Below are 25,891 nucleotides of genomic sequence, written 5' to 3' on the forward strand. Positions count from 1 at the left end.
ATTTCACAAGGAGCAACCGGTATGGGTTCGGTCCGCGTAGCCATTGTCGGCGTGGGCAACTGCGCCACCTCGCTGGTGCAGGGTGTCGAGTACTACAAGGACGCCGAACCGGACAGCAAGGTGCCTGGTCTCATGCACGTGCAGTTCGGTGAGTACCACGTGCGTGACGTGGAGTTCGTCGCCGCCTTCGACGTGGACGCGAAGAAGGTCGGCCTCGACCTCGCCGACGCCATCGGCGCCAGCGAGAACAACACCATCAAGATCACCGACGTCCCGCAGACCGGCGTGACGGTCGAGCGCGGCCACACCCTCGACGGCCTCGGCAAGTACTACCGCGAGACCATCGAGGAGTCCGACGAGGCTCCGGTCGACATCGTCAAGATCCTCAAGGACCGCAACGTCGACGTCCTGGTCTGCTACCTGCCGGTCGGCTCCGAGGACGCGGCGAAGTTCTACGCCCAGTGCGCCATCGACGCCAAGGTCGCCTTCGTGAACGCCCTCCCGGTGTTCATCGCCGGCACCAAGGAGTGGGCGGACAAGTTCACCGAGGCCGGCGTGCCGATCGTCGGTGACGACATCAAGTCCCAGGTGGGCGCGACCATCACGCACCGCGTGCTGGCGAAGCTCTTCGAGGACCGCGGTGTGGTGCTGGAGCGCACCATGCAGCTGAACGTCGGCGGCAACATGGACTTCAAGAACATGCTGGAGCGCGAGCGCCTGGAGTCCAAGAAGATCTCCAAGACGCAGGCCGTCACCTCGCAGATCCCGGACCGCGACCTCGGCGCCAAGAACGTGCACATCGGCCCGTCCGACTACGTGCAGTGGCTCGACGACCGCAAGTGGGCGTACGTCCGCCTCGAGGGCCGCGCGTTCGGCGACGTCCCGCTGAACCTGGAGTACAAGCTGGAGGTCTGGGACTCCCCGAACTCCGCCGGCGTCATCATCGACGCGCTGCGCGCCGCGAAGATCGCCAAGGACCGCGGCATCGGCGGCCCGATCCTGTCGGCGTCCTCGTACTTCATGAAGTCCCCGCCGGTGCAGTACTTCGACGACCAGGCGCGCGAGAACGTCGAGAAGTTCATCCGCGGCGACGTCGAGCGCTGACCCGTCCGCACCGGCGGCCACCGCGGCAGCGTCCGACGCTGGAACGGTGGCCGGCGGAAGCACGAGGTGACGGTCGGTGGGCCTGACGGCCGGCGGACCGACCGGATCGACCGAGCAGGGCCCCGGGGTGCGTCCCCGGGGCCCTGTCCGTCGTGTGAAGGTGTGCACATGGGTGTTCTGCGTGACCTCCGGGTGCTGCTGCGGCTGCCGGACTTCCGGCGGCTGCTGGCGGTACGGCTGCTGTCGCAGCTCTCCGACGGCGTGTTCCAGGTCGCGCTGGCCGCGTACGTGGTGTTCTCACCGGAGAAGCAGGCGTCCCCGGGGGCGGTCGCCTCCGCGATGGCGGTGCTGCTGCTGCCGTACTCCCTGCTCGGCCCGTTCACCGGCGTGCTCCTCGACCGCTGGCGGCGGCGCCAGGTGCTCCTGTACTGCAACGCGCTACGGGCCGTACTGTGCTGCGGCACCGCCGCGCTGATCCTCGTCCACGTGCCGGACTGGCTCTTCTACCTGTCCGCGCTGTCGGTCACCGGCGTCAACCGGTTCGTGCTCGCGGGGCTGTCGGCCGCCCTGCCGCGCGTGGTGGACGGCGCGCACCTGGTGACGGCGAACTCGCTGTCGCCCACGGCGGGCACGCTCGCCGCCACGGTGGGCGGTGGCGCCGCGTTCGTGGTGCACCTCTTCCACACCGCCGGCTCGGGCGCCGACGCCGCCACCGTGCTGCTGGCCGCCGCGCTGTACCTGTGCGCGGGCCTGTCCGCGCTCACCCTCGGCCGCGACCTGCTCGGCCCGGACATCCGCGGCGGCCGCACCCGGGTGGTCGCCGAACTCGTCGGCACCGCGCGCGGCCTCGCCGCAGGGCTGGGGCACCTGCGGCAGCGGCCGGCCGCCCGCCAGGCGCTCTCGGCGATGACCGCGATGCGCTTCTGCTACGGCGCCCTGACGGTCACCCTGCTGATGCTCTGCCGGTACGCCTGGTCCGACCCGTCCGACAGCGACGCCGGACTGGCGCTGCTCGGGGTCGCCCTCGGCCTGTCCGCCGCCGGCTTCCTCGCCGCCGCGGTCATCACCCGGTGGACGACCGCGCGGTTCGGCACCAGCGGATGGATCACCATCTGCTCGGCCGCCTCCGCCGTCCTGCTGCCGCCGCTGGCACTGCCGTTCTCCGAGGCGCCGATGATGGTGGCGGCCTTCGCGCTCGGTGTCACCACACAGGGGGCGAAGATCGCCACGGACACCGTCGTGCAGACCCACGTCGACGACACCTACCGCGGCCGGGTCTTCTCGCTGTACGACGTGGCGTTCAACGTCTCCTTCGTCGGTGCCGCCGCGCTCGCCGCCCTGGTTCTGCCCGCGGACGGCCGTTCCTCGTCGCTGGTGGTCGCGCTGGCACTGATCTACGCGGTGGTCGGATACGCGATGTTCCACGTGGAACATCGGCCCGCCATGTTCCACGTGGAACAGGGAGCGGAGGAGAACGGCTGAGGTCGAGCAGCCGGCGGGGCCGCGGGATGTTCCACGTGGAACATGGCGCGGCCCCGCCCAGGGTCAGTCCTGCGCCGCCCACCACTCCTTGAGCGCCGCCACGGCCGCGTCCTCACCGAGCGGGCCGTTCTCCAGCCGCAGCTCCAGCAGGTGCTGGTACGCCTTGCCGACCACCGGCCCCGGCGGGACGCCGAGGATACCCATGATCTGGTTGCCGTCCAGATCCGGACGGATCGCGTCCAGTTCCTCCTGCTCCTGGAGCTCGGCGATGCGCGCCTCCAGCCCGTCGTAGGTACGCGACAGCGCGGCGGCCTTGCGCTTGTTGCGGGTCGTGCAGTCGGAACGGGTCAGCTTGTGCAGCCGCTCCAGCAGCGGACCGGCGTCGCGTACGTACCGGCGGACGGCCGAGTCCGTCCACTCGCCGCTGCCGTAGCCGTGGAAACGCAGGTGCAGCTCGACGAGCCGGGAGACGTCCTTCACCAGCTCGTTGGGGTACTTCAGTTTCGTCATGCGGGACTTGGTCATCTTGGCGCCCACCACTTCGTGGTGGTGGAAGGAGACCCGGCCGTCCGGCTCGAACCGCCGGGTGCGGGGCTTGCCGATGTCGTGCAGCAACGCGGCCAGCCGCAGCACCAGGTCGGGGCCGTCGGTCTCCAGGTCGATGGCCTGTTCCAGCACGGTCAGGGTGTGCTCGTAGACGTCCTTGTGGCGGAAGTGCTCGTCGCGCTCCAGCCGCAGCGCCGACAGCTCGGGCAGCACCTGGTCGGCGAGCCCGGTCTCCACCAGCAGCCGCAGGCCCTTGCGGGGGTGGTCGGAGAGCAGCAGCTTGTTCAGCTCGTCCCGGACCCGCTCCGCGGACACGATCGTGATCCGGTCGGCCATCGCCGTCATCGCGGCGACGACCTCGGGGGCCACCTCGAAGTCGAGCTGCGCGGCGAACCGGGCGGCCCGCATCATCCGCAGCGGGTCGTCGGAGAACGACGACTCCGGGGTCCCCGGCGTGCGCAGCACCCGCGCGGCCAGGTCGTCCAGACCGTGGTGGGGGTCCACGAACTCGGTCTCGGGCAGCGCCACGGCCATCGCGTTCACCGTGAAGTCCCGGCGGACCAGGTCCTCCTCGATGGTGTCGCCGTAGGACACCTCCGGCTTGCGCGAGGTCCGGTCGTACACCTCCGAGCGGTAGGTGGTGACCTCGACCTGGAAGCTCCTGGGCCCCTCGCCCCCGCCGGCGGGCACGTCCTTGCGCGCACCGACCGTGCCGAAGGCGATGCCGACCTCCCACACCGCGTCCGCCCACGGCCGCAGGATCCTCAGCACCTGCTCGGGCCGGGCGTCGGTGGTGAAGTCCAGGTCGTTGCCGAGCCGGCCGAGCAGGGTGTCCCGGACCGATCCGCCGACCAGGGCGAGCCGGAAGCCGGCGGCGCTGAACAGCCGGCCGAGGTCTTCGGCCACCGGCTCGACGCGGTGGTGGGCCTGCGGGGTCTGGGCGGCGTTGCTGACGTTCGGCACAACGTCAAAGGGTACGGGGCGCGGGCGGGCCCTGGCGCCCCGCTTTCCCAGGAGCTGTGGCCCGGCTGTGGCGGACGCACGGCACTGGGACACCGCCGCGCTCGTTAACATGCCACCACGCACTTCCGCAGGACGCACAACACACACGAACGACCGACCGGTGGCAGCCACCGGCAGACGACGAACAAGGGACGGGCGAGCGCGTGGGCGAGGCGGCACAGGCAGCCGGTAGGGCTCCGACGGGACCGCGCCGACGGCTGCTGCGGGGCACAGCACTGCTCGCGGGCGCGGCGCTCCTCACGGGCCTGCTGCAGGCCGCGGGAGCCACCGCCTCGCACGCCGCCCCCCGACTCGCCGCCACGGCCGCCACCGGCTCGCGTGCGGCCACGGTGAGCGTCAACGGACTCGACCCGCAGATCCCGACCCCGGGCGGTTCGATCACGGTGAGCGGGACCGTGGTGAACAACGGCAAGTCGAAGATCACCGACGCGCGGATGGCCGCCCACGTGGCGCCCGGCGGGGCGCTGCACACCCGCAGCGCGCTGGAGAGCGAGGAGGCCAGGACCGGCTTCGACGTCTCCCTGGACGGCAAGGACATCAACGGCCACCAGGTCACGATGCCGGACCTCGCGCCCGGGCAGAGCGCGCCGTTCTCCATGAAGATCCCGGTCAGCGCCCTCTACTTCGGCGACTCCGGAGGCGTGTACGTCGTCGGCATCGCCCTGGACGGCCTGAACGCCGAGGTGCCCGCCGACCACGTCCTCGGCATCAAGCGGATCTTCCTGCCCTGGTACGGCGACAGCAGCGGCGCGGAGCCGACCAAGATCACCAACCTGTGGCCGCTGACCGACCGGCCGCACATCGACCCGCGCGGCGACAGCGACTCCCAGCAGAGCCCGATCTTCACCGACGACGACCTGGTCAAGGAGCTCAAGCCGAACGGCCGGCTCGGCGAGATGGTCAAGCTCGGCGGCAGCCTGCCGGTCACCTGGGTCGTCGACCCGGACCTGCTGGCCACCGTCGAGGCGATGACGAAGCCCTACCGGGTGGCCGGCTCCGGCGGCGACGTCACCAACCCCACCCAGGGCACCGGCTCGGCGGTCGCCAAGCAGTGGCTGAACTCGCTCAAGACGGCCGTCGCCGGCCACGAGGTGGTGGCGCTGCCGTTCGGCGACCCGGACATCGCCTCGCTCGCCCACCACGCCAAGGGCACGACCGGCGACCTCGACCTGGTGAAGACCGGCACCGCCCTCGGCAAGACCACCGTCGACCTCATCCTCGGCGTGCAGTCCGTCACCGACGTGGCCTGGCCGGTGGACGGCGCGATCGACTCCTCCGTGGTGTCGGTGGCCCGCTCCTCGGGCGCCGACCAGATCATCACCCGCAACGACTCCCTGCGGGAGCACAGCACCCTCGACTACACCCCGACCTCGGCCCGCTCCATCGGCGACGGCACCACGGCGGTGAACACGGACGCCGCCCTTTCCACCGCCTTCGACGGCACCACGAGCGCCCCGCAGAGCGCGACCCTCGCCGTCCAGGACTACCTCGCCCAGAGCCTGCTGATCACCCTTGAGGCGCCGGACAAGCAGCGCAGCATCGTGGTGGCGCCGCAGCGCATGCCGAGCATCGCGCAGGCGAAGGCGATGGCGACCGCGATCGACGCGACGGACGACAGCCAGTGGGCGGACTCGGCCGGCTACGGCAGCGCGGTGAAGGCGAAGGCCGACCCGCAGGCCAACCGCAAGGTGCCCTCCTCCAGCGCCTACCCGAAGGCGCTGCGGGCCGGGGAACTGCCCACCGAAGCGTTCCAGCAGCTCCACGAGGTGCAGCTCAACCTCGACGACTTCGTGGTGATTCTCACCATCAAGGACCGCGTGACCGTGCCGTTCCGCAACGCGATGCTGCGGGCGATCTCCACCGGCTGGCGCGGGGACGACAGCGCCGAGCGGACCTACCGCGACTCGGTCGGCACCTACCTCACCGACCTGATCGGCTCCGTCCACATCCTCCAGAAGTCCGACCTGACCCTCTCCGGTCGCAGCGGCACCATCCCGGTCACCGTGAAGAACGAGCTCGGACAGCCGATCAACGGCCTCGTGCTGCGGCTCGGCTCCAACTCCAACATCCGGCTCAAGATCAAGGACCCCCAGCAGCCGATCGCCATCGACGGCGGCCATACCCGTACCCTGAAGTTCCAGACCACGGCGAGCGCCAACGGTCCGGCACAGATCACCGCACACCTCTACACCCGAAGCGGCGCGCTGTACGGCGGTGCCGTGGACTTCAAGGTGCAGCTCACCAACGTCACCGACCTGGTGATGCTGATCATCGCGGCCGGTCTGCTGCTCCTGGTGCTCGCCGGGGTACGGATCTATCGTCAGCGCAAGCGCCACGCGGCCGCCGAAGGCGGCGCGAACGGCGGCACCGGCGGCGGCGTGGACGGCGACGACGGTGGTGACACCGGCGGCACCGGCCCCGAGCACCCGGGTGACCCTGCGGTTGACACCGGCCAGGACAGCACCGAGCCGTCCCCGGCAGGTGAGAAAGTGGACGGATAGCCAGCGGACAATAAGGTGGGGCACTGATGAACGCGCCGTACGACGGTGATCGCGACGCTGCGGGCCAGATGCCTCACCCGCCCGAGCAGCACCCCGCGCCACCCGACCCCTATGCGCAGGACGGTTACGCCTACCAGCAGCCGTACCCGCAGCAGTACTCCCAGCCGGGCCCAGCAGGGCCCGGCCCGTCCGGCGACCAGTTCTACGACCAGTACGGACAGTACGGCCAGCAGGCGCAACCGCCGCAGCACCAGCAGCCGCAGCAGTACGCCCCGCAGGCGCAGCAGTACGGCGGCCAGGGGTACGGCGGCCAGCAGTGGCAGCAGCCGCCGGCGAGCTACCAGCAGATGACCTACGGCGACAACCCGGCCTCGCTCTACGTCGACGACCTCGGGCAGACCGGCGCGCTGCCCGTCTTCGACGCGTACGAGCACCTCTTCCGCGACCAGCAGCAGGGCGGCTACGCCCCGCCGCAGCAGGACCCGCACCAGCAGGGCCAGGGCTACCAGCAGGCGTACCAGCAGCCGCAGGACCCGCGGCAGGGCTACTTCCAGCAGCCCCAGCAGCCCGGCTACGAGCAGTCCTACGGCTACCCGCAGGCGCCCGGAGCCGCCGGCTACGCCCAGCCCGCGTACGAGGAGCAGCCGTACGGGCAGCCGACCACGTACCAGGGCGACCACCCGTACCCGGAGCAGGGCTACGCCGACCCCCGGCAGTACGGCCAGGGCGCCGGCGCCGGGTATGCGGACCCGCGGCAGGCCGATCCCCGGTACCCCGCCGCGTACCAGCCGCAGGCCGGCCAGCCGGTCCCGGCCGGGGTCCCGGCGGGCGGGGATCCCGGCGAGGGCACCGGGCAACTGCCGCCGCGCGACGCCACCGGCCCCATCCCGGTCGTCGCGCCCGCCCCCACCGGGGGCAAGGGCGGCAACATCCTCAAGTCCAGCGCGCTCATGGCCGCGGGCACCCTCGTCTCCCGGGTGACCGGCTTCGTGCGCACCCTGGTCATCGCCGCCGCGATCGGCGTGGCCACCCTCGGCGACTCCTACGCGGTCGCCAACGTGCTGCCGACGATGATCTACATCCTCACCATCGGCGGCGGGCTCAACTCGGTCTTCGTCCCGCAGCTCGCCCGGGCGATGAAGAACGACGAGGACGGCGGCGCCGCCTACGCCAACCGGCTGCTGACCGTGGTCATGGTGGTGCTGGGCGGCATCGTGGCGGTCACCGTCGCCGGAGCGCCGCTGCTGGTCAAGATGATGTCCCCGAAGCTCGCGCAGAACCCGGACTCGTACGACGTGGCGATCTCCTTCGCCCGCTACTGCCTGCCGACGATCTTCTTCATGGGCGTGCACGTCGTGATGGGCCAGGTGCTCAACGCCCGCGGGCGGTTCGGCGCCATGATGTGGACGCCGGTGCTCAACAACATCGTGGTGATCTTCACCTTCCTGATGTTCATCTGGGTCTACGGCCCCTTCAGCAGCACCCGGATGGACGCCACCACGATCACCCCGCAGGGCGCCCGGCTGCTGGGCATGGGCACCCTGCTCGGCCTGGTGGTGCAGTCGCTGTCGATGCTGCCGTACCTGCGGGACGCGGGCTTCAAGTTCCGGCCGCGCTTCGACTGGCGGGGCCACGGCCTGGGCCACACCGCCAAGCTGGCCAAGTGGACGTTCTTCTTCGTGCTCGCCAACCAGGCCGGCCTGATCGTCGTCACCCAGCTCGCCACCTGGGCGGGCGCCGACGCCGACAAGAGCGGCTACCAGGGCACCGGCATCACCGCCTACAACAACGCGCTGCTGATCTGGCAGATGCCGCAGGCCATCATCACCGTCTCGGTGATGGCGGCGGTGCTGCCCCGGATCTCCCGGGCGGCCGCCGACGGCGACATCGCCTCGGTCCGCGACGACATCTCCTACGGCCTGCGGACGTCGGCGGTGGCGATCGTGCCCGCCGGGTTCGCGTTCCTGGCGCTGGGCGTCCCGATGTGCGGCCTGCTGTACGCCAGCACCGGCGCGGAGTCCGCCCGCAACATCGGCTTCATCGTGATGGCCTTCGGCGTCGGGCTGATCCCGTTCTCCGCCCAGTACGTCATCCTGCGCGGCTTCTACGCCTTCGAGGACACCCGCACCCCCTTCTACAACACGGTGGTGGTCGCCGCGGTCAACGCGCTCGCCTCCGTCATCTCCTTCCTGGTGCTGCCCACCCGCTGGGCCGTGGTCGGCATGGCCTTCTCCTACGGCCTGGCGTACGCGGTCGGGGTCGGGGTGGCCGCCAAGCGGCTGCGCGCGCGGCTGCAGGGCGACCTGGACGGCAAGCGGGTCATGCGCACCTACGCCCGGCTGGCCGGCGCCTGCGTGCCCGCGGCGGTCCTCGCCGGGATCGCCGTGATCGTCGTCCTCAAGGCGCTCGGCAGTGGCGCGGTCGGCTCGATGGCCGCCCTCGTCGTCGGCGGCGGCCTGCTGATGGGAGTGTTCGTGATCGCGGCGAAGCGGATGAGAATCGAGGAGATGACCGCCATGATCGGGATGGTGCGCGGGCGCCTGGGCCGCTGACGGGCCCGAGCGGACGTTCCTGTTCCGTACCGCACAACCATCGCGGTGGGCTGTGTGTCGTGCAGAGAGCCGGAGTGCGGGCACAATTGTCATCGGCGTGACGTGAGAACGTGCAATGGATGGGGAGGCAGGAACGACGGTGGCGGATCGGAGCACGGCCGCCGTCGGAGTGGCCAACGAGGGCGGCGAGGGTTCGTCCTCCGCCCGGCAGGGCGGCGCCACTCCCGACGGCACCACGACGGACGAGCAGACCGGCGGCACCGCCGAGGACACCACAGCCCAGGAGCAGCCCGACACCAAGCCGGCCGCCGAGGCGATCGCCGAGCCGTCGACCGAGAGCACGGGGCAGGACACCGTGCAGTTCGACGCCGCGACCGACGAGGACCCCGACACCGCCGAGCCGACCCAGCCCATCGACGCCGTGTCACCTGCCGGGACCGCGCGCGCGTCCGCCGGCGCCGCGACCAAGCCCGCCCCGACGTCGGGCAGGGAATCCGGCGCGAGGCCCGCTGCGAAGTCCGGTGCGAAGCCCGGTGCCGGGGCCGGCGGCGGAACGGCGACCACGACGGCCACCAAGGCGGCCGCCCCAGCCACCCCGGCGCCCGCGCCCGCGGCTGCCGCGGCCGGCGCCAAGCCCAAGCCCAAGCCACGGATCGCCGCTCCCGACCTGCACAGCGGCCACAAGCTCGCCCGCCGCTACCAGCTCGCCGAGTGCGTGACCCGGGTCGACGGCTTCAGTAGCTGGCGCGCGGTGGACGAGAAGCTGCGCCGGGCCGTCGGCGTGCATGTGCTCCCCGCCGACCACCCGCAGGCCCGCCCGGTGATGGCCGCGGCCCGCTCCGCCGCGCTGCTCGGCGACCCCCGCTTCGTCCAGGTCCTCGACGCGGTCGAGGACAGCGACCTCGTCTACGTCATCCACGAATGGCTGCCCGACGCCACCTCGCTGGCGGACCTGCTCCGGACCGGCCCCCTGGAACCGCACGAGGCGTACCAGATGGTCAGCCAGGTCTCCCAGGGCATGGCGGCCGCCCACCGGGAGGGCCTGGCACACCTGAGGCTCGACCCCGGTGCGGTGCTGCGCACGGTCTCCGGCCAGTACCGCATCCGCGGGCTCGCCGTCGCGGCGGCGCTGCGCGGCCTCACCTCGGAGCAGCCGCGCCGGGAGGACACCGAGGCGATCGGCGCGCTGCTGTATGCCGCCCTGACCCAGCGCTGGCCGTACGAGGAGGACGCCCACGGTCTGACCGGCCTGCCCAAGGGTGTCGGTCTGATCGCCCCGGACCAGGTCCGGGCCGGCGTCCACCGCGGGCTGTCCGAGATCGCGATGCGCGCCCTCGCCAACGACGGGGCCACCGCCTCCCGCGAGGAGCCCCCCTGCACCACCCCCGAGGAACTGGCCAAGGTCGTCGCGGGCATCCCGCGCGTCCGGCCGCCGGAGCAGCCCTCGCCCGCCTACGGTGTGGCGGCGCTCCAGCGTCCTCCCGCGCCGCCGGGCGCCGGCGCCACCCGCCAGCCGACCGTGCTGGCCGGACCGCCGCCCGCGCTGCCGGGCCGCACCGGTCAGGCTCTCAAGTGGGCCGTGGCAGCGCTGCTGATCGTCGCCATCGGCCTGGGCAGCTGGCAGCTCGCCGACACCCTCCAGTCCCGCGAGGGCCGCTCCGCCACGCCCACGCCCACGAGCCAGAAGGGCGGCCAGGCGCAGACGCACCCGTCCGCCGGACCGATCCCCATCGTCACGGTCAAGGACTACGACCCGTTCGGGTCCGACGGGGACGAGAACCCGACCAAGGTCAAGCTCGCCTACGACGGCAACGCGTCCACCGCCTGGGAGACCAGCTGGTACGCGGACGCCCGGTTCGGGAACCTCAAGTCCGGTGTCGGGCTGATCCTCGACCTGGGCAGCGCCAAGACCGTCAGCGACGTGAAGGTGGACTTCGTCGGGCAGACGTCGGTCGACCTGATGGCCGCGCCCGCGGGGACGACCACCATGCCGACCGACTTCAGCACCTTCACCAAGGTCGCCAACGGTTCCGGCACGGAGGTCACGCTGACCCCGAGCAGCAAGGTGTCCTCGCGCTTCCTCCTGGTCTGGCTCACCTCCCTGCCGCCCATTTCGGACGGCCACTTCCGTGGAGAGGTGTCCGAGGTCCACGTCACGGGCAGCTGACCGCGCCGGCGGCCGGCGGAGGAGGGGGCCTGCTGTGGAAGGAAGCACGCTCGGTGACGCCGAGCTCCTCGCCCGCCATGTCGCGGGCGATCCCGACGCCTTCGGCGAGCTGGTACGCCGGCACCGGGACCGGCTGTGGGCGGTCGCGCTGCGCACCCTGGGGGACCGGGAGGAAGCCGCTGACGCGGTCCAGGACGCCCTGGTGTCCGCCTTCCGCTCCGCCCACACCTTCCGCGGCCAGTCGGCCGTCACCACCTGGCTGCACCGCATCACCGTGAACGCCTGCCTGGACCGGGTGCGCCGGGCCTCCTCCCGGCGCACGTCACCGGTCGCGGACGAGCAGCACCTCGACGCGCTGATCGAGCCGCACGAGTCCGCGGAGGCGCCGGCGGAGCGCGACGAGCTGCACCGGGAGCTGCTGGCGGCGCTCGCCACGCTTCCCGTCGAGCAGCGGGCCGCGCTGGTCCTCGTCGACATGCAGGGCTATCCGGTCGCCGAGGCCGCCGCGGTCCTGGACGTGCCGACCGGCACCGTGAAGAGCCGCTGCGCGCGCGGCCGGGCCCGGCTGCTTCCGCTGCTGCGCCATCTGCGGGCCGGGGCGGCAGAGGCGGCAGAGGCGGCGGAGGCAAAGGCCGCGGCGGACGGACCGTCCTCCTTGCCGGCGGCGGGACCCTCCGCGGACGGGCCCTCCGCCCAACGGCCACCAGGGCAGCGACCTGTCGCCGGGAGCAGAAGGAACCGGACGGAGGGGACATCCGTCCCACCGACAGGATCGACGCAGGACGGAGGTGGACACCGATGACGTCGGCACCCGACAGCACGCAGCACCCCGAGGTCGCGGAGATCTCCGACCTGTCCGAGGACCTGCTCGCCCCGGAGCGGGCCGCCCAGGTCCGTCGGCACCTCGCACAGTGCCCGCTCTGCGCCGACGTACTGGCCTCCCTCACGGAGATCGGTGCCCTGCTCGGTGAACTACCGACAGCGGAGCCCATGCCCGCGGACGTGGCCACGCGGATCGACGCGGCGCTCGCCGCCGAGGCGACGGCAGCCCGTGAAGAAGCCGACGTTCCACGGCGGGATGTTCCACGTGGAACATCGCCGGGTGGGGCCAGCCGTGTTCCACGTGGAACATCGACCGCACCCGGGGGCCCCGACGGCCGGTCCTCCGCCGGTACCGGACCGGGCCGCTCCCAGCGGGTAGGCCGCGGACGGCGCCGGAGCATCGTCCTGGCGGCCGGTTGGGCGGCCGGCGTCCTGGTGCTCGGCGGCGTGGTCTACGGAGTGGTGTCGGCCGGAGGGAACCCGTCGGGCGGTGGCAGCAATCCCTCGGCCAGCCGGCAGGTGGACTCCGCCCAGGCGTCGGGGGCGATCGAGGACCAAGTGCAGCAGTTGCTCGCGGAGCCCTACGCGCCCGACCAGGACGACGGCGGTTCCACCGCGGCGCCCGAGCACGGCAACACCCCGATGCTCAACGGGACCGGCACGGGTCCCGGATCGACGCCGAGTCGGGACGCGAACCAGGGCCAGGGGAGCGATGCCGTCGAGGCTCCCTCCTGCGTGCTCAAGGCGACCCACCGGACCGAGACGCCCCTGGCGGTCGGCGAGGACCGGTTCCAGGGCACCGCGTCCTACCTCGTGGTGCTGCCGCACCCCGCCGACAGCGCTCAGGTCGACGCGTACGTCGTCGATGCCTCATGTTCGGGCGACAGCCCGGGCACCGTGCTCTTCCAGAGCACCTTCCCACGTCGTTAGGGACGGCCGTGCCGGGCCCCGGACGCGCGCGCGGGCGGCGTACCGACAGGGGAATGCGGGGCCCGTAGTATCCGTTAGGCAGGACGAGAGTCCAGCCAGGGCCCCGCAGTAGTTCGCAGAGACGAGGAAAACATCCGTGACCGACGTCCGTAACGTGATCATCATCGGCTCAGGGCCTGCGGGCTACACCGCGGCGCTCTACACGGCGCGTGCCTCTCTCAACCCGCTGGTCTTCGAAGGCTCCGTGACCGCGGGCGGTGCGCTGATGAACACCACCGAGGTGGAGAACTTCCCCGGGTTCCGGGAGGGCATCCTGGGCCCGGATCTGATGGACAACATGCGGGCGCAGGCCGAGCGCTTCGGCGCGGAGCTGGTTCCGGACGACGTCGTCGCGGTCGACTTCAGCGGTGACGTCAAGACCGTCACCGACTCGGCGGGCACGGTCCACCAGGCGCGGGCGGTCATCGTCACCACCGGCTCGCAGCACCGCAAGCTGAACCTGCCCAACGAGGACCAGCTCTCGGGTCGCGGTGTCTCCTGGTGCGCCACCTGTGACGGCTTCTTCTTCCGGGACCAGGAGATCGCCGTCATCGGCGGTGGCGACACCGCGATGGAGGAGGCGACCTTCCTCTCCCGGTTCGCCAAGTCGGTGAAGATCGTGCACCGCCGGGACAGCCTGCGGGCGTCCAAGGCGATGCAGGAGCGGGCGTTCGCCGACCCGAAGATCTCCTTCGTCTGGGACAGTGAGGTGGCGGAGATCAAGGGCGAGGGCAAGCTCGCCAGCCTGACCCTGCGGAACACGAAGACCGGCGAGACCTCCGACCTGCCGGTCACCGGGCTGTTCATCGCGATCGGCCACGACCCGCGGACCGAGTTGTTCAAGGGCGTGCTCGACCTGGACGCCGAGGGCTACCTCACCGTCCAGGCACCGAGCACCCGAACCAACGTCCCCGGGGTGTTCGCCGCCGGTGACGTGGTGGACCACACCTACCGGCAGGCGATCACCGCGGCCGGCACCGGCTGTTCGGCCGCGCTGGACGCCGAGCGCTACCTCGCGGCGCTCGCCGACGCCGAGAAGACCGCCTGACCTCACGTCAGCACTCCTCCCATTCGCAGCAACCCTCAAGGAGGCCCGCCGTGGCCGAGAACACTACGGGCAGCACCAAGCCCAAGCCCGTGACCGACGACACCTTCGCGCAGGAAGTCCTCGCCAGCGACAAGCCCGTGCTGGTCGACTTCTGGGCCGAGTGGTGCGGCCCGTGCCGCCAGATCGCCCCGTCGCTCGAGGCGATCGCCGCCGAGCACGCGGACGAGATCACCATCGTGAAGCTCAACATCGACGAGAACCCGGTGACCGCGGCCAAGTACGGCGTCATGTCGATCCCGACGCTCAACGTCTACAAGGGCGGCGAGGTCGTGAAGACCATCGTCGGCGCGAAGCCGAAGGGCGCGCTCGTGAAGGACCTGGCGGACTTCATCAGCTGACCTGCCCCGGCTCCACCGGGTCGTACGAGACGGCGGTGGTCGTGTTCCACGTGGAACACGACCACCGCCGTTTTCTCTCTCGTCTTCCCCCGTCACCCCGCCGATGTCACAGCGGCCGCAGGGCGGGCTCCTTCTGCACGGCTCCCAGCAGCCGGTCGATGGCCATCTCGACGTCCTCCCGCCAGGAGAGGGCGGTCCGCAGCTCCAGCCGCAGCCGGGGAAAGCGCGGGTGCGGCCGCACCGTCTTGAAGCCGACCGCGGTCAGGTGGTCCGCCGGCAGCACGCAGTCCGGGGATTCCCACTGCGCATCTCCGAACGCCTCGATGGCCCGGAAGCCGCGGCGCACCAGATCCTTGGCGACCGTCTGGACGAGCACCCGGCCGAGGCCCTGCCCCTGGAATCCCGGCAGGACCCTGGAGGTCATGAGCTGGACGGCGTCACCGGACACCGGACTGGTGGGGAACGCGGTGGAGCGGGGCACATAGGCGGCGGGAGCGTAGAGCACGAAGCCGGCCGGCATCTCGTCGACGTAGACCAGCCGACCGCAGGAGCCCCACTCCAGCAGCACCGCGGAGATCCAGGACTCCTTCTCCAGCTCGGGTCGGCCCGCCGTGACGGCTGCCTCCCCGCTGACCGGGTCCAGCTCCCAGAAGACACAGCGCCGACACGGCCTCGGCAGGTCGGTGAGATTGTCGAGGGTGAGCGGTGCGAGCCGACGTCCCATCTGGCGAAGACCCCGTTCCTGTCAGCCAACCAACCAGGCGCTCGGCACCCCGGCAGGCCCGCCGGGGTGCCGACGGGTCATTCGGTGCCGGCCTCGGACCCGGTGCCGGCCTCGGTGCTGTCCTCGGCCTCGCCGCCCTCCTCGGGCTCGGCCTCCAGCCGGCTCTCCAGGACCTTGCCCTCACCGGGGGCCATCGATCCCAGGATGCGCTCCAGATCCTCTATCGACGCGAACTCCACGACGATCTTTCCGCGCTTTTGACCGAGGTCGACCTTCACCCGGGTGTCGAAGCGGTCCGAGAGCCGGGTGGCCAGGTGGGTCAGGGCCGGCGAGACCCGACGGCCGGCCCGCGGCGCGGCGGACTTACGAGCGGTCGTGGGCTCGCTGTTCATCAGCGTCACGACCTCCTCGACCGCACGCACCGACAGCCCTTCGGCGACGATCCGGTGGGCCAGGCGGTCCTGTTCCTCGGCGTCGGCCAGGGACAGCAGTGCCCTGGCGTGCCCGAAGGAGATCACTCCGGCGGCGACCCGGCGCTGGACCGGTGCCGAGAGTTTCAGCAGACGCAGCGTGTTGGAGACCTGCGAACGGGAACGACCGATCCGGTCCGCGAGCTGCTCGTGGGTGCAGGCGAAGTCGCGCAGCAACTGGTCGTACGCCGCGGCCTCCTCCAAGGGGTTCAGCTGTGCCCGGTGCAGGTTCTCCAGCAGGGCGTCCAGCAACAGCTTCTCGTCGTCGGTGGCGCGGACGATCGCCGGGATGCGTTCGAGCCCCGCCTCCCGGCAGGCCCGCCACCGACGCTCGCCCATGATCAGCTCATAGCGGCCGGTGTCGATCTGCCGCACCACCACCGGCTGGAGCAGCCCCACCTCCTTGATGGAGGTGATGAGTTCGTTGAGGGCGTCCTCGTCGAAGACCTCGCGCGGCTGCCGCGGGTTCGGGGTGATGGTGTCCAGCGCGAGTTCCGCGAAGTAGGCGCCGGTGACCGGTACCTCCGCCCCGGACGGCTCCGGCTCGGTTCCACGTGAAACAGGGATGTCCACGACCGCCGACACGGCCTCGGCCGCCCGGCGGTCGGTCAGCCCGGCCACCTTCGCCGCGGCGACACCGCGGTCCGGCACCAACGCGGGCTGTCCCACCGGCGTGGACCCGGTCGGCTGCGGCGCCGCCGGGATCAGCGCGCCAAGACCGCGGCCGAGCCCTCTGCGTCGATCACTCACTGGATACCCTCCGACATACTGTGCGGGTTGTGCTCTTGGCGCTGTTCGACGTGTTCCGGGTCGTACTCGACCGCGACGTTGGCGGGCAGACCTCGTAGGGCCATCTCGCGGGCCGCCTCCAGATAGGAGAGGGCACCGCTGGAACCCGGGTCGTAGGTGAGGACGGTCTGGCCGTAGCTGGGTGCCTCCGAGATGCGCACCGACCGCGGGATGCTGGTGCGCAGCACCTCCTTGCCGAAGTGGGTGCGCACCTCCTCGGCGACCTGCGCCGCCAGCCGGGTGCGGCCGTCGTACATCGTCAGCAGGATCGTGGAGACGTGCAGCTGCGGGTTGAGGTGGGCGCGGACCAGGTCGACGTTCTTGAGGAGCTGGCCCAGCCCCTCCAGCGCGTAGTACTCGCACTGGATCGGGATGACCACCTCGGCGCCGGCCACGAGGGCGTTCACCGTCAGCAGGCCGAGGGAGGGCGGGCAGTCGATCAGCACGTAGTCCAAGGGCTGCTCGTAGCCCTCGATCGCCCGCTGCAAGCGGCTCTCGCGCGCGACCAGCGAGACGAGTTCGATCTCCGCGCCCGCCAGGTCGATGGTGGCGGGAGCGCAGAAGAGCCCCTCGACGTCGGCGACCGGCACCACGACATCGGACAGCGGCTTGCTCTCCACCAACACGTCGTAGATGGAGGGGACTTCGGCGTGGTGGTCGATGCCCAGCGCGGTGGACGCGTTGCCCTGGGGGTCGAGGTCGACCACCAGGACCCGGTTGCCGTGCAACGCCAGGGAGGCCGCCAGGTTGACGGTGGTGGTGGTCTTCCCCACGCCGCCCTTCTGGTTGGCGACGACCATCACCCGGGTCTGGGCAGGGCGGGGCAGCCCCTCGCCGGCGCGACCTAGCGCTTCGACGGCCAACTGGGCCGCGCGTCCGATGGGGGTGTCATCCATGGGAGGCAATGTTTCACGTGAAACACCACCCCCGTACCCCGGGGGACCGGACAGGGGTCCTCCGGCGGTTTCGGCTGAGCGGGGACCGGGGACCGGATCGGCCATCGGTCCCGCGATATTGGCGTCGGACCGCAAGGACTCACTCTCCTCGACTTCAGGCTCGCTATGAGAAGAGCCTGCCATGCCTGAGGGGTGCTGAACCAGCGAGCCCCGGTCGCCTGTGGATAAATCCCGAGAACTGTCCACAGCGGGAGCCTTCTTCACGGGTTTGCCGGCGTGCGCTTCGGCCGCGGCGCGGCCACGGTTGAGAACTCCGGGGAGCAGCGAGCGACGTTTCACGTGGAACACGATGCACAGCGCCGCGACACCAACCCCGCAGACACTCCGATTTGTGCGGTTTCGGCCGGTGGGATGGCGTAGAACGCCGACGTCGCAGACCGGCGTCAACGACGGCGGCGGCCGCCTCCACCGTTACGGGAGGCGCGATGGGCACGCGCCGCCTTGGCCCGCCGACTGGCGGCCCTTACCCCACCGGGACTCTCTCCGACCTGGACCCTGACCACCGTGGAGAGCGGATCGACCACGCCTTCGCCGACCTGCACCACGGTCGCGCCCACCGCACCGAGCCGGCCGAGGGCCGCGCGGGCGGTCTTCAGTTCCTCCTCGGCGGTGTCGCCCTTGAGTACGGCCATCTCGCCGTGCGGCCGCAGCAGCGGCAGCCCCCAGCCGGCCAGCCGCTCCAGCGGCGCCACCGCCCGGGCCGTCACCACGTCCACCGGGGGCAGCAGGCCGACCATCTCCTCGGCCCGGCCCCGCACGACGGTGACGTTCTCCAGGCCGAGGACCCGGACCACCTCGTCGAGGAAGGTGGTCCGCCGCAGCAGCGGCTCCAGGAGGGTGATCTCCAGGTCCGGCCGGACCAGCGCCAGCGGGATGCCGGGCAGGCCGGCGCCGGACCCGACGTCGCAGACCGACACGCCCTCCTCGACCGCCTCGGAGAGCACCGCGCAGTTCAGCAGGTGCCGCTCCCAGAGCCGGGGCACCTCGCGCGGGCCGATGAGCCCGCGCTGGACGCCCACGTCGGCGAGCAGCCCGGCATAGCGCAGCGCATCGGCGAACCGGTCTCCGAAGACCTCTTCGGCCTGCTCGGGCGGCGCCGGAAGCTCCGCAGCTGCCTCGGTCACGGGGGCGGTCCTTTCCTCGATGTCCGCGTCTTGGTCGCCCAAGCGCCTGGAAGGCAGACGTACACCATCAGAGTTACAAAGTTGCGGCCCCGCCTGCGAACAGACGGGGCCGACGGGTTGGTCGCGCGCGGATGCGCGCGTGGGTCGGTCGCGGTGCTACGCGGGCAGGACGACCACGCGGCGCTGCGGCTCCTCGCCCTCGGACTCGCTGCGCAGACCGGCCGCGGCGACCGCGTCGTGCACGACCTTGCGCTCGAACGGCGTCATCGGGTCCAGCTTCACCGGCTCGCCGGTCTCCTTGACCTCGGCCGCGGCGCTCGCCCCGAGCTTGGCCAGTTCGGCGCGCTTCTGGGCACGGAACCCGGCGATGTCGAGCATCAGCCGACTGCGCTCGCCGGTCTCCCGGTGCACCGCGAGCCGGGTCAGCTCCTGGAGAGCCTCCAGGACCTCGCCATCCCGCCCGACCAGCTTGTTCAGATCACGGCTGCCGCTGTCACCGATGATCGACACCGACGCCCGCTCGCCCTCGACGTCCATGTCGATGTCGCCGTCGAGATCGGCGATGTCGAGCAGACCCTCGAGGTAGTCCGCGGCGATCTCGCCTTCCTGCTCCAGCCGGGACAGGCCGGTGGACGGGCCGCTGTCGGGTGCGGTGGTCGTGTTGACGTCGCTCACGCCTGGACTCTCCTCTTACTTCTTCTTCGACAGGTTGCCCGGCTTGGACTTCGGGCCACCGGACTGCTTGCCCGAGGCACCGCCGCCTTGCTTGGAGCCGCCCGCGCGGGGCGCACCGGCCCGGGGGGCGCCCGCGCGGGGCGCGCCCTTGCCGCTCCCGGACTGCTTGCCGCCGGACGACTTCGTGGCACCGGAACCGCCGGCCTGCTTCGCACCGCCGGTGCCGCCCTCACCGCCCGATCCGCCGGCCGGCTTGCCGGACGTCGCCGTGCCGGCACCGGAGCCTCCGGGACGCGTGCTGGTCGCGGTCGCTCCGGAGGTCCGCTGCGACTTGCTCTGCCGCTTCGGCTGGGTGCGGTTGGCGCGCGCCTGCTCGACCGCTTCCTTCGCCGCGACCTCCTCGGGCGGCTCCACGAGCTTGCCCTTGGCCCGCAGCCGCTCCTGCCGCTGCTTGAACGCGAGACTGCCCGGAGTGGGGTTGCGCCGGATGACGACGAGCTGCTGGGCCATGGTCCAGACGTTGGTGGTCAGCCAGTACAGCAGCACACCGACCGGGGCGATGATGCCGAAGCCCGCGAAGATCAGCGGGAACACGTACATCAGCATCTTCTGCTGCTGCATGAACGGCGTGTTCACCGACATGTCCACGTTCTTCGTCATCAGCTGGCGCTGCGTGTAGAACTGCGAGAACGACATCAGCACGATCATGATGATCGTGACGGTGCGCACCTCGGCGTGGCTGGTGTGCAGGCGCGCCAGGGTGGCGGTGCTGTCCAGGAACTTCGCCGGCAGCGGGGCGCCGAAGATGTGGGCCTTGCTCGCGCTCTCCACGAGGTTGGTGTGGATCACGCCCACCTCGTGGCCCTTCGCCACGTTGCTCAGCACGTGGTAGAGGGCGAAGAAGAACGGCGACTGCACGAGGATCGGCAGGCACGAGGAGAGCGGGTTGGTACCCGTCTCCTTGTACAGCTTCATCATCTCCTCGGACTGCTTCTGCCGGTCGTTCTTGTAGCGCTCCTGGATCGCCTTCATCTTCGGCTGGAGCACCTGCATGTTCCGGGTGGACTTGATCTGCTTCACGAAGAGCGGGATCAGGGCCGTCCGGATCAGGACCACCAGGGAGACGATGGACAGCCCCCACGCCCAGCCGCTGTCCTTGTCGAAAACCAGGCTGTACAGCGAGTGGAACTGGACGATGATCCACGAGACGGCGTCATAGAGGGGGTTCAAGATCCCCACGGTCAGGCTCCTTGGGCGTGAGAGGGTCCGGTGGGCTCGGGCGTGACGGGCCCGTCGGAGCCGCCCCGCAGGTAGCGGCGCAGCAGTTCGTGCCATCGCGGCCGCTTGCGCGGCGGGACGTGGTCCACGCCACCGGGCGACCACGGGTTGCACCGCAGGATGCGCCACGCGGTCAGCGCGGTTCCCTTGATCGCACCGTGCCGGTCGATGGCCGTGTATCCGTAGTGCGAGCAGGAGGGGTAGTAGCGGCACACCGGCCCGAGCAGAGGACTGATCGTCCACTGGTAGAGCTTGATCAGTGCCAGCAGCGGGTACTTCATCGAGCCACCCTCCCCTCGGCGTCGCCACGGGCGTCACGGCCCAGCAACCGCTGGAGCGCGGCGTCCAGGTCGAGGGCTAGCTGTGCGTGGTCCGCGCTTCCCGCGTCGGGGAGCGCGCGTACTACCACAAGGCTACCGGGGGGCAGCAGCGACAGGCGTTCCCGGACCAGATGACGCAGTCGGCGCCTGACCAGGTTGCGCTGCACGGCGTTTCCGACCGCTTTGCTCACGACGAAACCCGCACGCGCCGGGGGACTGCCTCCCCCTGGCGCATGCGGGTCCGTGGCGTCGCGGCGCAGATGGACGACCAGCAGCGGGCGACCCGCCCGGCGTCCACGGCGAACCGCTTCGCCGAAGTCCTGGCGCCGCCTCAGCCGATTCTCGGTGGGCAGCACGGCATGAGACCTGTGGCAATCAGGCGGACAGGCGGGCGCGGCCCTTGGCGCGGCGGGTCGAGAGGATCGCGCGGCCGGCGCGGGTGCGCATGCGCAGGCGGAAGCCGTGGGTCTTGGCGCGGCGACGGTTGTTCGGCTGGAAGGTGCGCTTGCTCACTCGGGGGCTCCAGAGGATCGGGATGGCAGCGGTGCGTCGCCTGGCTGTCACCGTGCGCCCACGAGGAAGCTCGCGGACTGATCGGGTGTACCGCTTTGACGACCACCCGGAGGCCGGAGGCACCCGGATGATCTTCGCCCATCGGCAGGCAGGCGGCAGCAGCCATCGACAACTCGACCTCGATACGGTACGTGCGGCTAGGCCATCCGGTCAAACCCGGGCCGCGACACCCCGGGGTTTGTACACACCCTGTGGACAACGACTTGAACCGCGCGCACCGGCCTGACTACCGTGACGGGACTCCGGACTCCTCCAGGCACCGAACTCCCTACACTCCCCGCCCCTCCGGAGGTTCACACTTTCGCGGGAGTTCTCCGCACCACCAAGCGACCCGAGAGAGCGTGCACTGTGGCCGACGTGACTGCCGATCTTGCCGCAGTGTGGCCGCGGGTCCTGCAGAAGCTGCTGATGGACAGCGAGCTGAAGCCCAAGGACACCGAGTGGCTGCGGCGCACCCAGCCGCTGGCGCTGGTGGCCGGCACCGCGGTGCTGTCGGCGCCCAACGAGTTCGCCAAGAACGTGCTGGAGGGCCGGCTGCTGCCGCTGATCACCAAGGTGCTCAGCAGTGAGTTCGGTCACTCGGTCGGCATCGCGATCGCGGTCGCCTCGGGGGGCGACCAGGAGCAGCCGCCCCCGCCCCCCGCGGATCCCGCCGACAACCGCGACGTCCGGGACGTCCACGAGGTCCGAAGCGACCGCGGTGACCGCGGTGACCGCGGCCCGCACGACACCCGGGACCTCCGCGACTCCCGCGACTCCCGCGACTCCCGCGACTCCCGCGACCAGCGTGATCCGCGTGATCCGCGCGACCCCCTCGGTGCCCACGACGCGCTCGGCCCCCGCGATCCGCGCGACGCGCACGACCCCCGGGACGCCCACGAGCTGCGGATGCGCCCGGCCTACCCCGACGAGCACCAGGACTGGCAGCAGCCCAAGCTCGGTAGCTGGGGCGTGCCCGCGCCGGTGGACTTCCAGGACCGCGAGCCGTACGAGGTTCGCCGCGACGCCTACGACGAGCGCCGCTCCCCCCGGGACGCCTACGACGGCGGCAGGTCCGAGTCGTACGACGGCCGCCCGGAGCCGTACGACGAGCGGCGCTACCGGCCCGAGCCGCGCGACAGCTACCCGAGCGTGCCGCACCAGGGCCACCAGGGACACCAGGGGCAGGGACGTTCCGGCCCGCACCAGGGCGGCCCGCAGGGGTACGTGCCGCCGCCGGCCGCGTACCAGCAGTCACCCGGGGTGCCGGCCGCCCGCAGCGAGCAGCCGGGCGGCGGGAGCGGCGGGAGCGGCGCGGTGGAGCCGACCGCGCGGCTGAACCCCAAGTACCTCTTCGACACCTTCGTGATCGGCGCGTCCAACCGCTTCGCGCACGCGGCCGCGGTCGCCGTCGCCGAGGCACCCGCCAAGGCGTACAACCCGCTGTTCATCTACGGCGAGTCCGGGCTCGGCAAGACGCACCTGCTGCACGCCATCGGGCACTACGCCCGCAGCCTGTACCCCGGGACCCGGGTGCGGTACGTCAGCTCGGAGGAGTTCACCAACGAGTTCATCAACTCCATCCGGGACGGCAAGGCGGACGCCTTCCGCAAGCGGTACCGGGACATGGACATCCTGCTCGTCGACGACATCCAGTTCCTGGCCCAGAAGGAGTCGACGCAGGAGGAGTTCTTCCACACCTTCAACACCCTGCACAACGCGAACAAGCAGATCGTGCTCTCCTCGGACCGGCCGCCCAAGCAACTGGTCACCCTGGAGGACCGGCTGCGCAACCGGTTCGAGTGGGGGCTGATCACCGACGTCCAGCCGCCGGAGCTGGAGACGCGGATCGCGATCCTGCGGAAGAAGGCGGTGCAGGAGCAGCTCAACGCCCCGCCGGAGGTGCTGGAGTTCATCGCCTCGCGGATCTCGCGCAACATCCGCGAGTTGGAGGGGGCGCTGATCCGGGTCACCGCGTTCGCCAGCCTCAACCGGCAGCCGGTCGACCTCCAGCTCACCGAGATCGTGCTCAAGGACCTGATCCCGGGCGGCGACGACTCGGTGCCGGAGATCAGCGGCACCGCGATCATGGCGGAGACGGCGGCGTACTTCGGGCTCGCGGTGGACGACCTGTCCGGCTCCTCGCGCAGCCGGGTGCTGGTCACCGCGCGGCAGATCGCGATGTACCTGTGCCGTGAGCTGACCGACCTGTCGCTGCCGAAGATCGGTGCGCTCTTCGGCGGCCGCGACCACACGACGGTCATGCACGCCGACCGCAAGATCCGCTCGCTGATGGCCGAGCGGCGCTCCATCTACAACCAGGTCACCGAGCTGACGAACCGCATCAAGAGCTGACCGCAGCCGCCGACCGCCGGCGGCCCGCCCACAGGCCCGCCCGCCGATTCACCCGCCGAGTGCCCCGGGAGCCCCGCTCCCGGGGCACTCGGCGTTCACGGCTGTTCGATTACCCCCCGGCGGAGATCCGTTTCTCCACAGAAACGTCGCCGGAGCACTGTCCACACCCTGGGGACGGCGGAGTTGTCCAGATTCGTCTCCACAGGCCAGTGGGCACAAGGCACATCCACGCAGCTCAGCCGCATGTGGAAATGTGGGTAACCACCGTCCACAGACTGTGGAGGAAACGGACAACCCTGCACCCGGGCCGAGAAGTTGTCCACCGCCCGCCCACAGGATGCCCTGGGTTGTGCACAGCTTCGGCCCGCTTCTCCACATCGCTGTCCACTGTTCGGCAACGCGACACGGTTGGCCGCACGAACGAGTGAAAGCCGTCACACCAAGGAGGTGGGTTGGGCTGGGGAGAACCCGGGTATTCCTGGGGACGGAGCTGGGGACAAGTGGGGTCGGCCTGTGTATCGGGTGTGCACAACTTTCCGCCGTCCACAGCGGCCCCTGGTTATCCACGGGCGCCACCCACAGGCGCGGTGGACAAAAAACCGGCCCTGACCTGCACTGGAACCGGTTATCCACGGTATCCACAACCCCTACTACTACGACTACACATAGAGAGCTGCGAAGTCGTTTCGAAGCGGGGGGTGTGCACAACTCGGCCCGGCACCGCCCCGCGGCCCGGATCACGGCTTGACGTCAAGCCGCACCTGCTGTCAGTCCTGTGCGTCAGACTGGTCCCCGACAGCCAGCAACAAGCAGGAGGCGGTTCCGGTGAAGATCCGGGTGGAGCGCGACGTACTCGCCGAGGCAGTGGCTTGGGCAGCCCGCAGCCTCCCGGCCCGTCCCCCGGTGCCCGTGCTCGCCGGGCTGCTGCTGAAGGCGGAGGAGGGCAAGCTCAGCCTCTCGGGCTTCGACTACGAGGTCTCGGCGCGGGTGTCGGTCGAGGCCGAGGTCGACGAGGAGGGCACCGTGCTGGTCTCCGGCCGGCTGCTCGCCGACATCTCCAGGGCCCTGCCCAACCGCCCGGTGGAGATCTCCACCGACGGCGTCCGGGTCACCGTGGTCTGTGGAAGCTCCCGCTTCACCCTGCACACGCTGCCCGTCGAGGAGTACCCGGCGCTGCCCGCGATGCCCACCGCCTCGGGCACCGTCCCCGGCGACGTCTTCGCCGCGGCGGCCGCCCAGGTCGCCATCGCCGCCGGACGCGACGACACGCTGCCGGTGCTCACCGGGGTGCGGATCGAGATCGAGGGCGACACCGTCACGCTCGCCGCCACCGACCGGTACCGCTTCGCGGTCCGCGAGTTCCTGTGGAAGCCCGAGCAGGCCGACATCTCCGCGGTCGCCCTGGTGCCCGCCAAGACGCTCCAGGACACCGCCAAGTCGCTCACCAGCGGCGACACCGTCTCCATCGCGCTGGCCGGCGCGGGAGAGGGCGAGGGCCTGATCGGCTTCGAGGGCGCCGGCCGGCGCACCACCACCCGGCTGCTCGAGGGCGACCTGCCGAAGTACCGCACGCTCTTCCCGACCGAGTTCGCCTCGGTCGCGGTGATCGAGACCGCGCCCCTGGTCGAGGCCGTCAAGCGCGTCGCCCTGGTCGCCGAGCGGAACACCCCGGTGCGGCTGAGCTTCGAGCAGGGCGTGCTCACCCTGGAGGCCGGCTCCAGCGACGACGCACAGGCTGTGGAGAGGGTCGAGGCCAAGCTCGACGGCGACGACATCTCGATCGCCTTCAACCCGACGTTCCTGCTCGACGGCCTGAGCGCGATCGACTCCCCGGCCGCCCAGCTCTCCTTCACGACCTCCACCAAGCCCGCACTGCTCAGCGGCCGTCCGGCCGTCGACGCCGAGGCCGACGAAGCGTACAAGTACCTGATCATGCCGGTGCGCCTGTCCGGCTGAAGCCCGGGCCACGGGTCGACGTAGGCTCGTGGTCGGACCGGGTCGGGCAAGGCAGTCCCGCCGGGTACCGCGGTCACGCG

Annotated in this window: 21 protein-coding genes; 11 read left to right on the top strand and 10 right to left on the bottom strand. The window is 71.0% G+C overall.

The window, feature by feature from the left end; genetic code table 11:
• The first annotated feature begins 21 nt into the window (after window positions 1-21).
• Both RVR_RS17840 and RVR_RS17845 read left to right on the top strand, forming a co-directional pair.
• Window positions 22-1,104 carry an inositol-3-phosphate synthase gene (locus RVR_RS17840; RefSeq protein ID WP_202234806.1) on the top strand — a complete coding sequence of 361 codons (1,083 nt, stop codon included), beginning with the start codon at window positions 22-24 and terminating at the stop codon, window positions 1,102-1,104.
• A gap of 168 nt (window positions 1,105-1,272) precedes the next feature.
• Window positions 1,273-2,586: an MFS transporter gene (locus RVR_RS17845; RefSeq protein WP_237404810.1), complete on the top strand. Its 1,314-nt coding sequence runs from the start codon at window positions 1,273-1,275 to the stop codon at window positions 2,584-2,586.
• 63 nt (window positions 2,587-2,649) lie between these two features.
• On the opposite strand, the gene RVR_RS17850 is transcribed toward RVR_RS17845, so the two are convergent.
• Window positions 2,650-4,095, bottom strand: coding sequence for a CCA tRNA nucleotidyltransferase (locus RVR_RS17850; RefSeq protein WP_237404811.1), 1,446 nt, complete (start codon window positions 4,093-4,095; stop codon window positions 2,650-2,652).
• Window positions 4,096-4,298: 203 nt separating this feature from the next.
• Between RVR_RS17850 and RVR_RS17855 the strand changes: the two genes are divergently transcribed.
• The 7 genes from RVR_RS17855 (at window position 4,299) to trxA (ending at window position 14,612) form a co-directional block, all read left to right on the top strand.
• Window positions 4,299-6,656, top strand: coding sequence for a DUF6049 family protein (locus tag RVR_RS17855; RefSeq protein ID WP_237404812.1), 2,358 nt, complete (start codon window positions 4,299-4,301; stop codon window positions 6,654-6,656).
• Between the two features lie 26 nt (window positions 6,657-6,682).
• Window positions 6,683-9,208 (top strand): murein biosynthesis integral membrane protein MurJ, encoded by a 2,526-nt coding sequence (gene murJ, locus RVR_RS17860; protein WP_202234808.1) that lies wholly within the window; start codon window positions 6,683-6,685, stop codon window positions 9,206-9,208.
• 139 nt (window positions 9,209-9,347) lie between these two features.
• Complete coding sequence (locus RVR_RS17865) at window positions 9,348-11,375, top strand: protein kinase family protein (RefSeq protein WP_202234809.1); 2,028 nt, start codon at window positions 9,348-9,350, stop codon at window positions 11,373-11,375.
• 34 nt (window positions 11,376-11,409) lie between these two features.
• On the top strand, window positions 11,410-12,177 hold the full coding sequence (gene sigM, locus RVR_RS17870; RefSeq protein ID WP_202234810.1) for an RNA polymerase sigma factor SigM: 768 nt from the start codon (window positions 11,410-11,412) through the stop codon (window positions 12,175-12,177).
• Window positions 12,174-13,127 (top strand): anti-sigma factor family protein, encoded by a 954-nt coding sequence (locus RVR_RS17875; RefSeq protein ID WP_202234811.1) that lies wholly within the window; start codon window positions 12,174-12,176, stop codon window positions 13,125-13,127. The genes sigM and RVR_RS17875 overlap by 4 nt, the downstream gene beginning before the upstream one ends.
• 136 nt (window positions 13,128-13,263) lie before the next feature.
• A complete protein-coding gene (gene trxB / locus RVR_RS17880) occupies window positions 13,264-14,214 on the top strand; it encodes a thioredoxin-disulfide reductase (RefSeq protein ID WP_202234812.1) in 951 nt (316 codons plus the stop codon).
• Between the two features lie 50 nt (window positions 14,215-14,264).
• Window positions 14,265-14,612 (top strand): thioredoxin, encoded by a 348-nt coding sequence (trxA, locus tag RVR_RS17885; RefSeq protein WP_430393145.1) that lies wholly within the window; start codon window positions 14,265-14,267, stop codon window positions 14,610-14,612.
• Between the two features lie 106 nt (window positions 14,613-14,718).
• Here trxA and RVR_RS17890 read toward each other — a convergent pair whose 3' ends face one another.
• The 9 genes from RVR_RS17890 to rpmH form a co-directional block, all read right to left on the bottom strand.
• Entirely contained in the window at window positions 14,719-15,336 is a 618-nt protein-coding gene (locus tag RVR_RS17890; RefSeq protein ID WP_202234813.1) for a GNAT family N-acetyltransferase, read from the bottom strand.
• A gap of 77 nt (window positions 15,337-15,413) precedes the next feature.
• Window positions 15,414-16,556, bottom strand: coding sequence for a ParB/RepB/Spo0J family partition protein (locus tag RVR_RS17895; protein WP_202234814.1), 1,143 nt, complete (start codon window positions 16,554-16,556; stop codon window positions 15,414-15,416).
• Window positions 16,553-17,674 carry a ParA family protein gene (locus RVR_RS17900; protein ID WP_202234815.1) on the bottom strand — a complete coding sequence of 374 codons (1,122 nt, stop codon included), beginning with the start codon at window positions 17,672-17,674 and terminating at the stop codon, window positions 16,553-16,555. The genes RVR_RS17895 and RVR_RS17900 overlap by 4 nt, the downstream gene beginning before the upstream one ends.
• A 260-nt stretch (window positions 17,675-17,934) precedes the next feature.
• Window positions 17,935-18,675 (bottom strand): 16S rRNA (guanine(527)-N(7))-methyltransferase RsmG, encoded by a 741-nt coding sequence (gene rsmG / locus RVR_RS17905; RefSeq protein ID WP_202234816.1) that lies wholly within the window; start codon window positions 18,673-18,675, stop codon window positions 17,935-17,937.
• A gap of 156 nt (window positions 18,676-18,831) precedes the next feature.
• Window positions 18,832-19,350, bottom strand: a complete 519-nt coding sequence (locus RVR_RS17910; protein WP_202234817.1) for a Jag family protein — start codon at window positions 19,348-19,350, stop codon at window positions 18,832-18,834.
• 15 nt (window positions 19,351-19,365) lie between these two features.
• Window positions 19,366-20,589 (bottom strand): membrane protein insertase YidC, encoded by a 1,224-nt coding sequence (gene yidC / locus RVR_RS17915; RefSeq protein ID WP_237404813.1) that lies wholly within the window; start codon window positions 20,587-20,589, stop codon window positions 19,366-19,368.
• A gap of 2 nt (window positions 20,590-20,591) precedes the next feature.
• Window positions 20,592-20,909, bottom strand: coding sequence for a membrane protein insertion efficiency factor YidD (gene yidD, locus RVR_RS17920; RefSeq protein ID WP_202234819.1), 318 nt, complete (start codon window positions 20,907-20,909; stop codon window positions 20,592-20,594).
• Window positions 20,906-21,304, bottom strand: coding sequence for a ribonuclease P protein component (gene rnpA / locus RVR_RS17925; RefSeq protein WP_202234820.1), 399 nt, complete (start codon window positions 21,302-21,304; stop codon window positions 20,906-20,908). The genes yidD and rnpA overlap by 4 nt, the downstream gene beginning before the upstream one ends.
• 19 nt (window positions 21,305-21,323) lie before the next feature.
• Window positions 21,324-21,461 (bottom strand): 50S ribosomal protein L34, encoded by a 138-nt coding sequence (gene rpmH, locus RVR_RS17930; protein WP_123606641.1) that lies wholly within the window; start codon window positions 21,459-21,461, stop codon window positions 21,324-21,326.
• 408 nt (window positions 21,462-21,869) lie between these two features.
• Between rpmH and dnaA the strand changes: the two genes are divergently transcribed.
• Both dnaA and dnaN read left to right on the top strand, forming a co-directional pair.
• Window positions 21,870-23,855, top strand: a complete 1,986-nt coding sequence (gene dnaA, locus RVR_RS17935; protein WP_202234821.1) for a chromosomal replication initiator protein DnaA — start codon at window positions 21,870-21,872, stop codon at window positions 23,853-23,855.
• An 825-nt stretch (window positions 23,856-24,680) separates the two neighbouring features.
• A complete protein-coding gene (gene dnaN / locus RVR_RS17940; protein ID WP_202234822.1) occupies window positions 24,681-25,811 on the top strand; it encodes a DNA polymerase III subunit beta in 1,131 nt (376 codons plus the stop codon).
• Window positions 25,812-25,891 lie beyond the last annotated feature (80 nt).

This window comes from Streptomyces sp. SN-593 (genome assembly GCF_016756395.1).
GTDB classification, from domain to species: Bacteria; Actinomycetota; Actinomycetes; order Streptomycetales; family Streptomycetaceae; genus Actinacidiphila; species Actinacidiphila reveromycinica.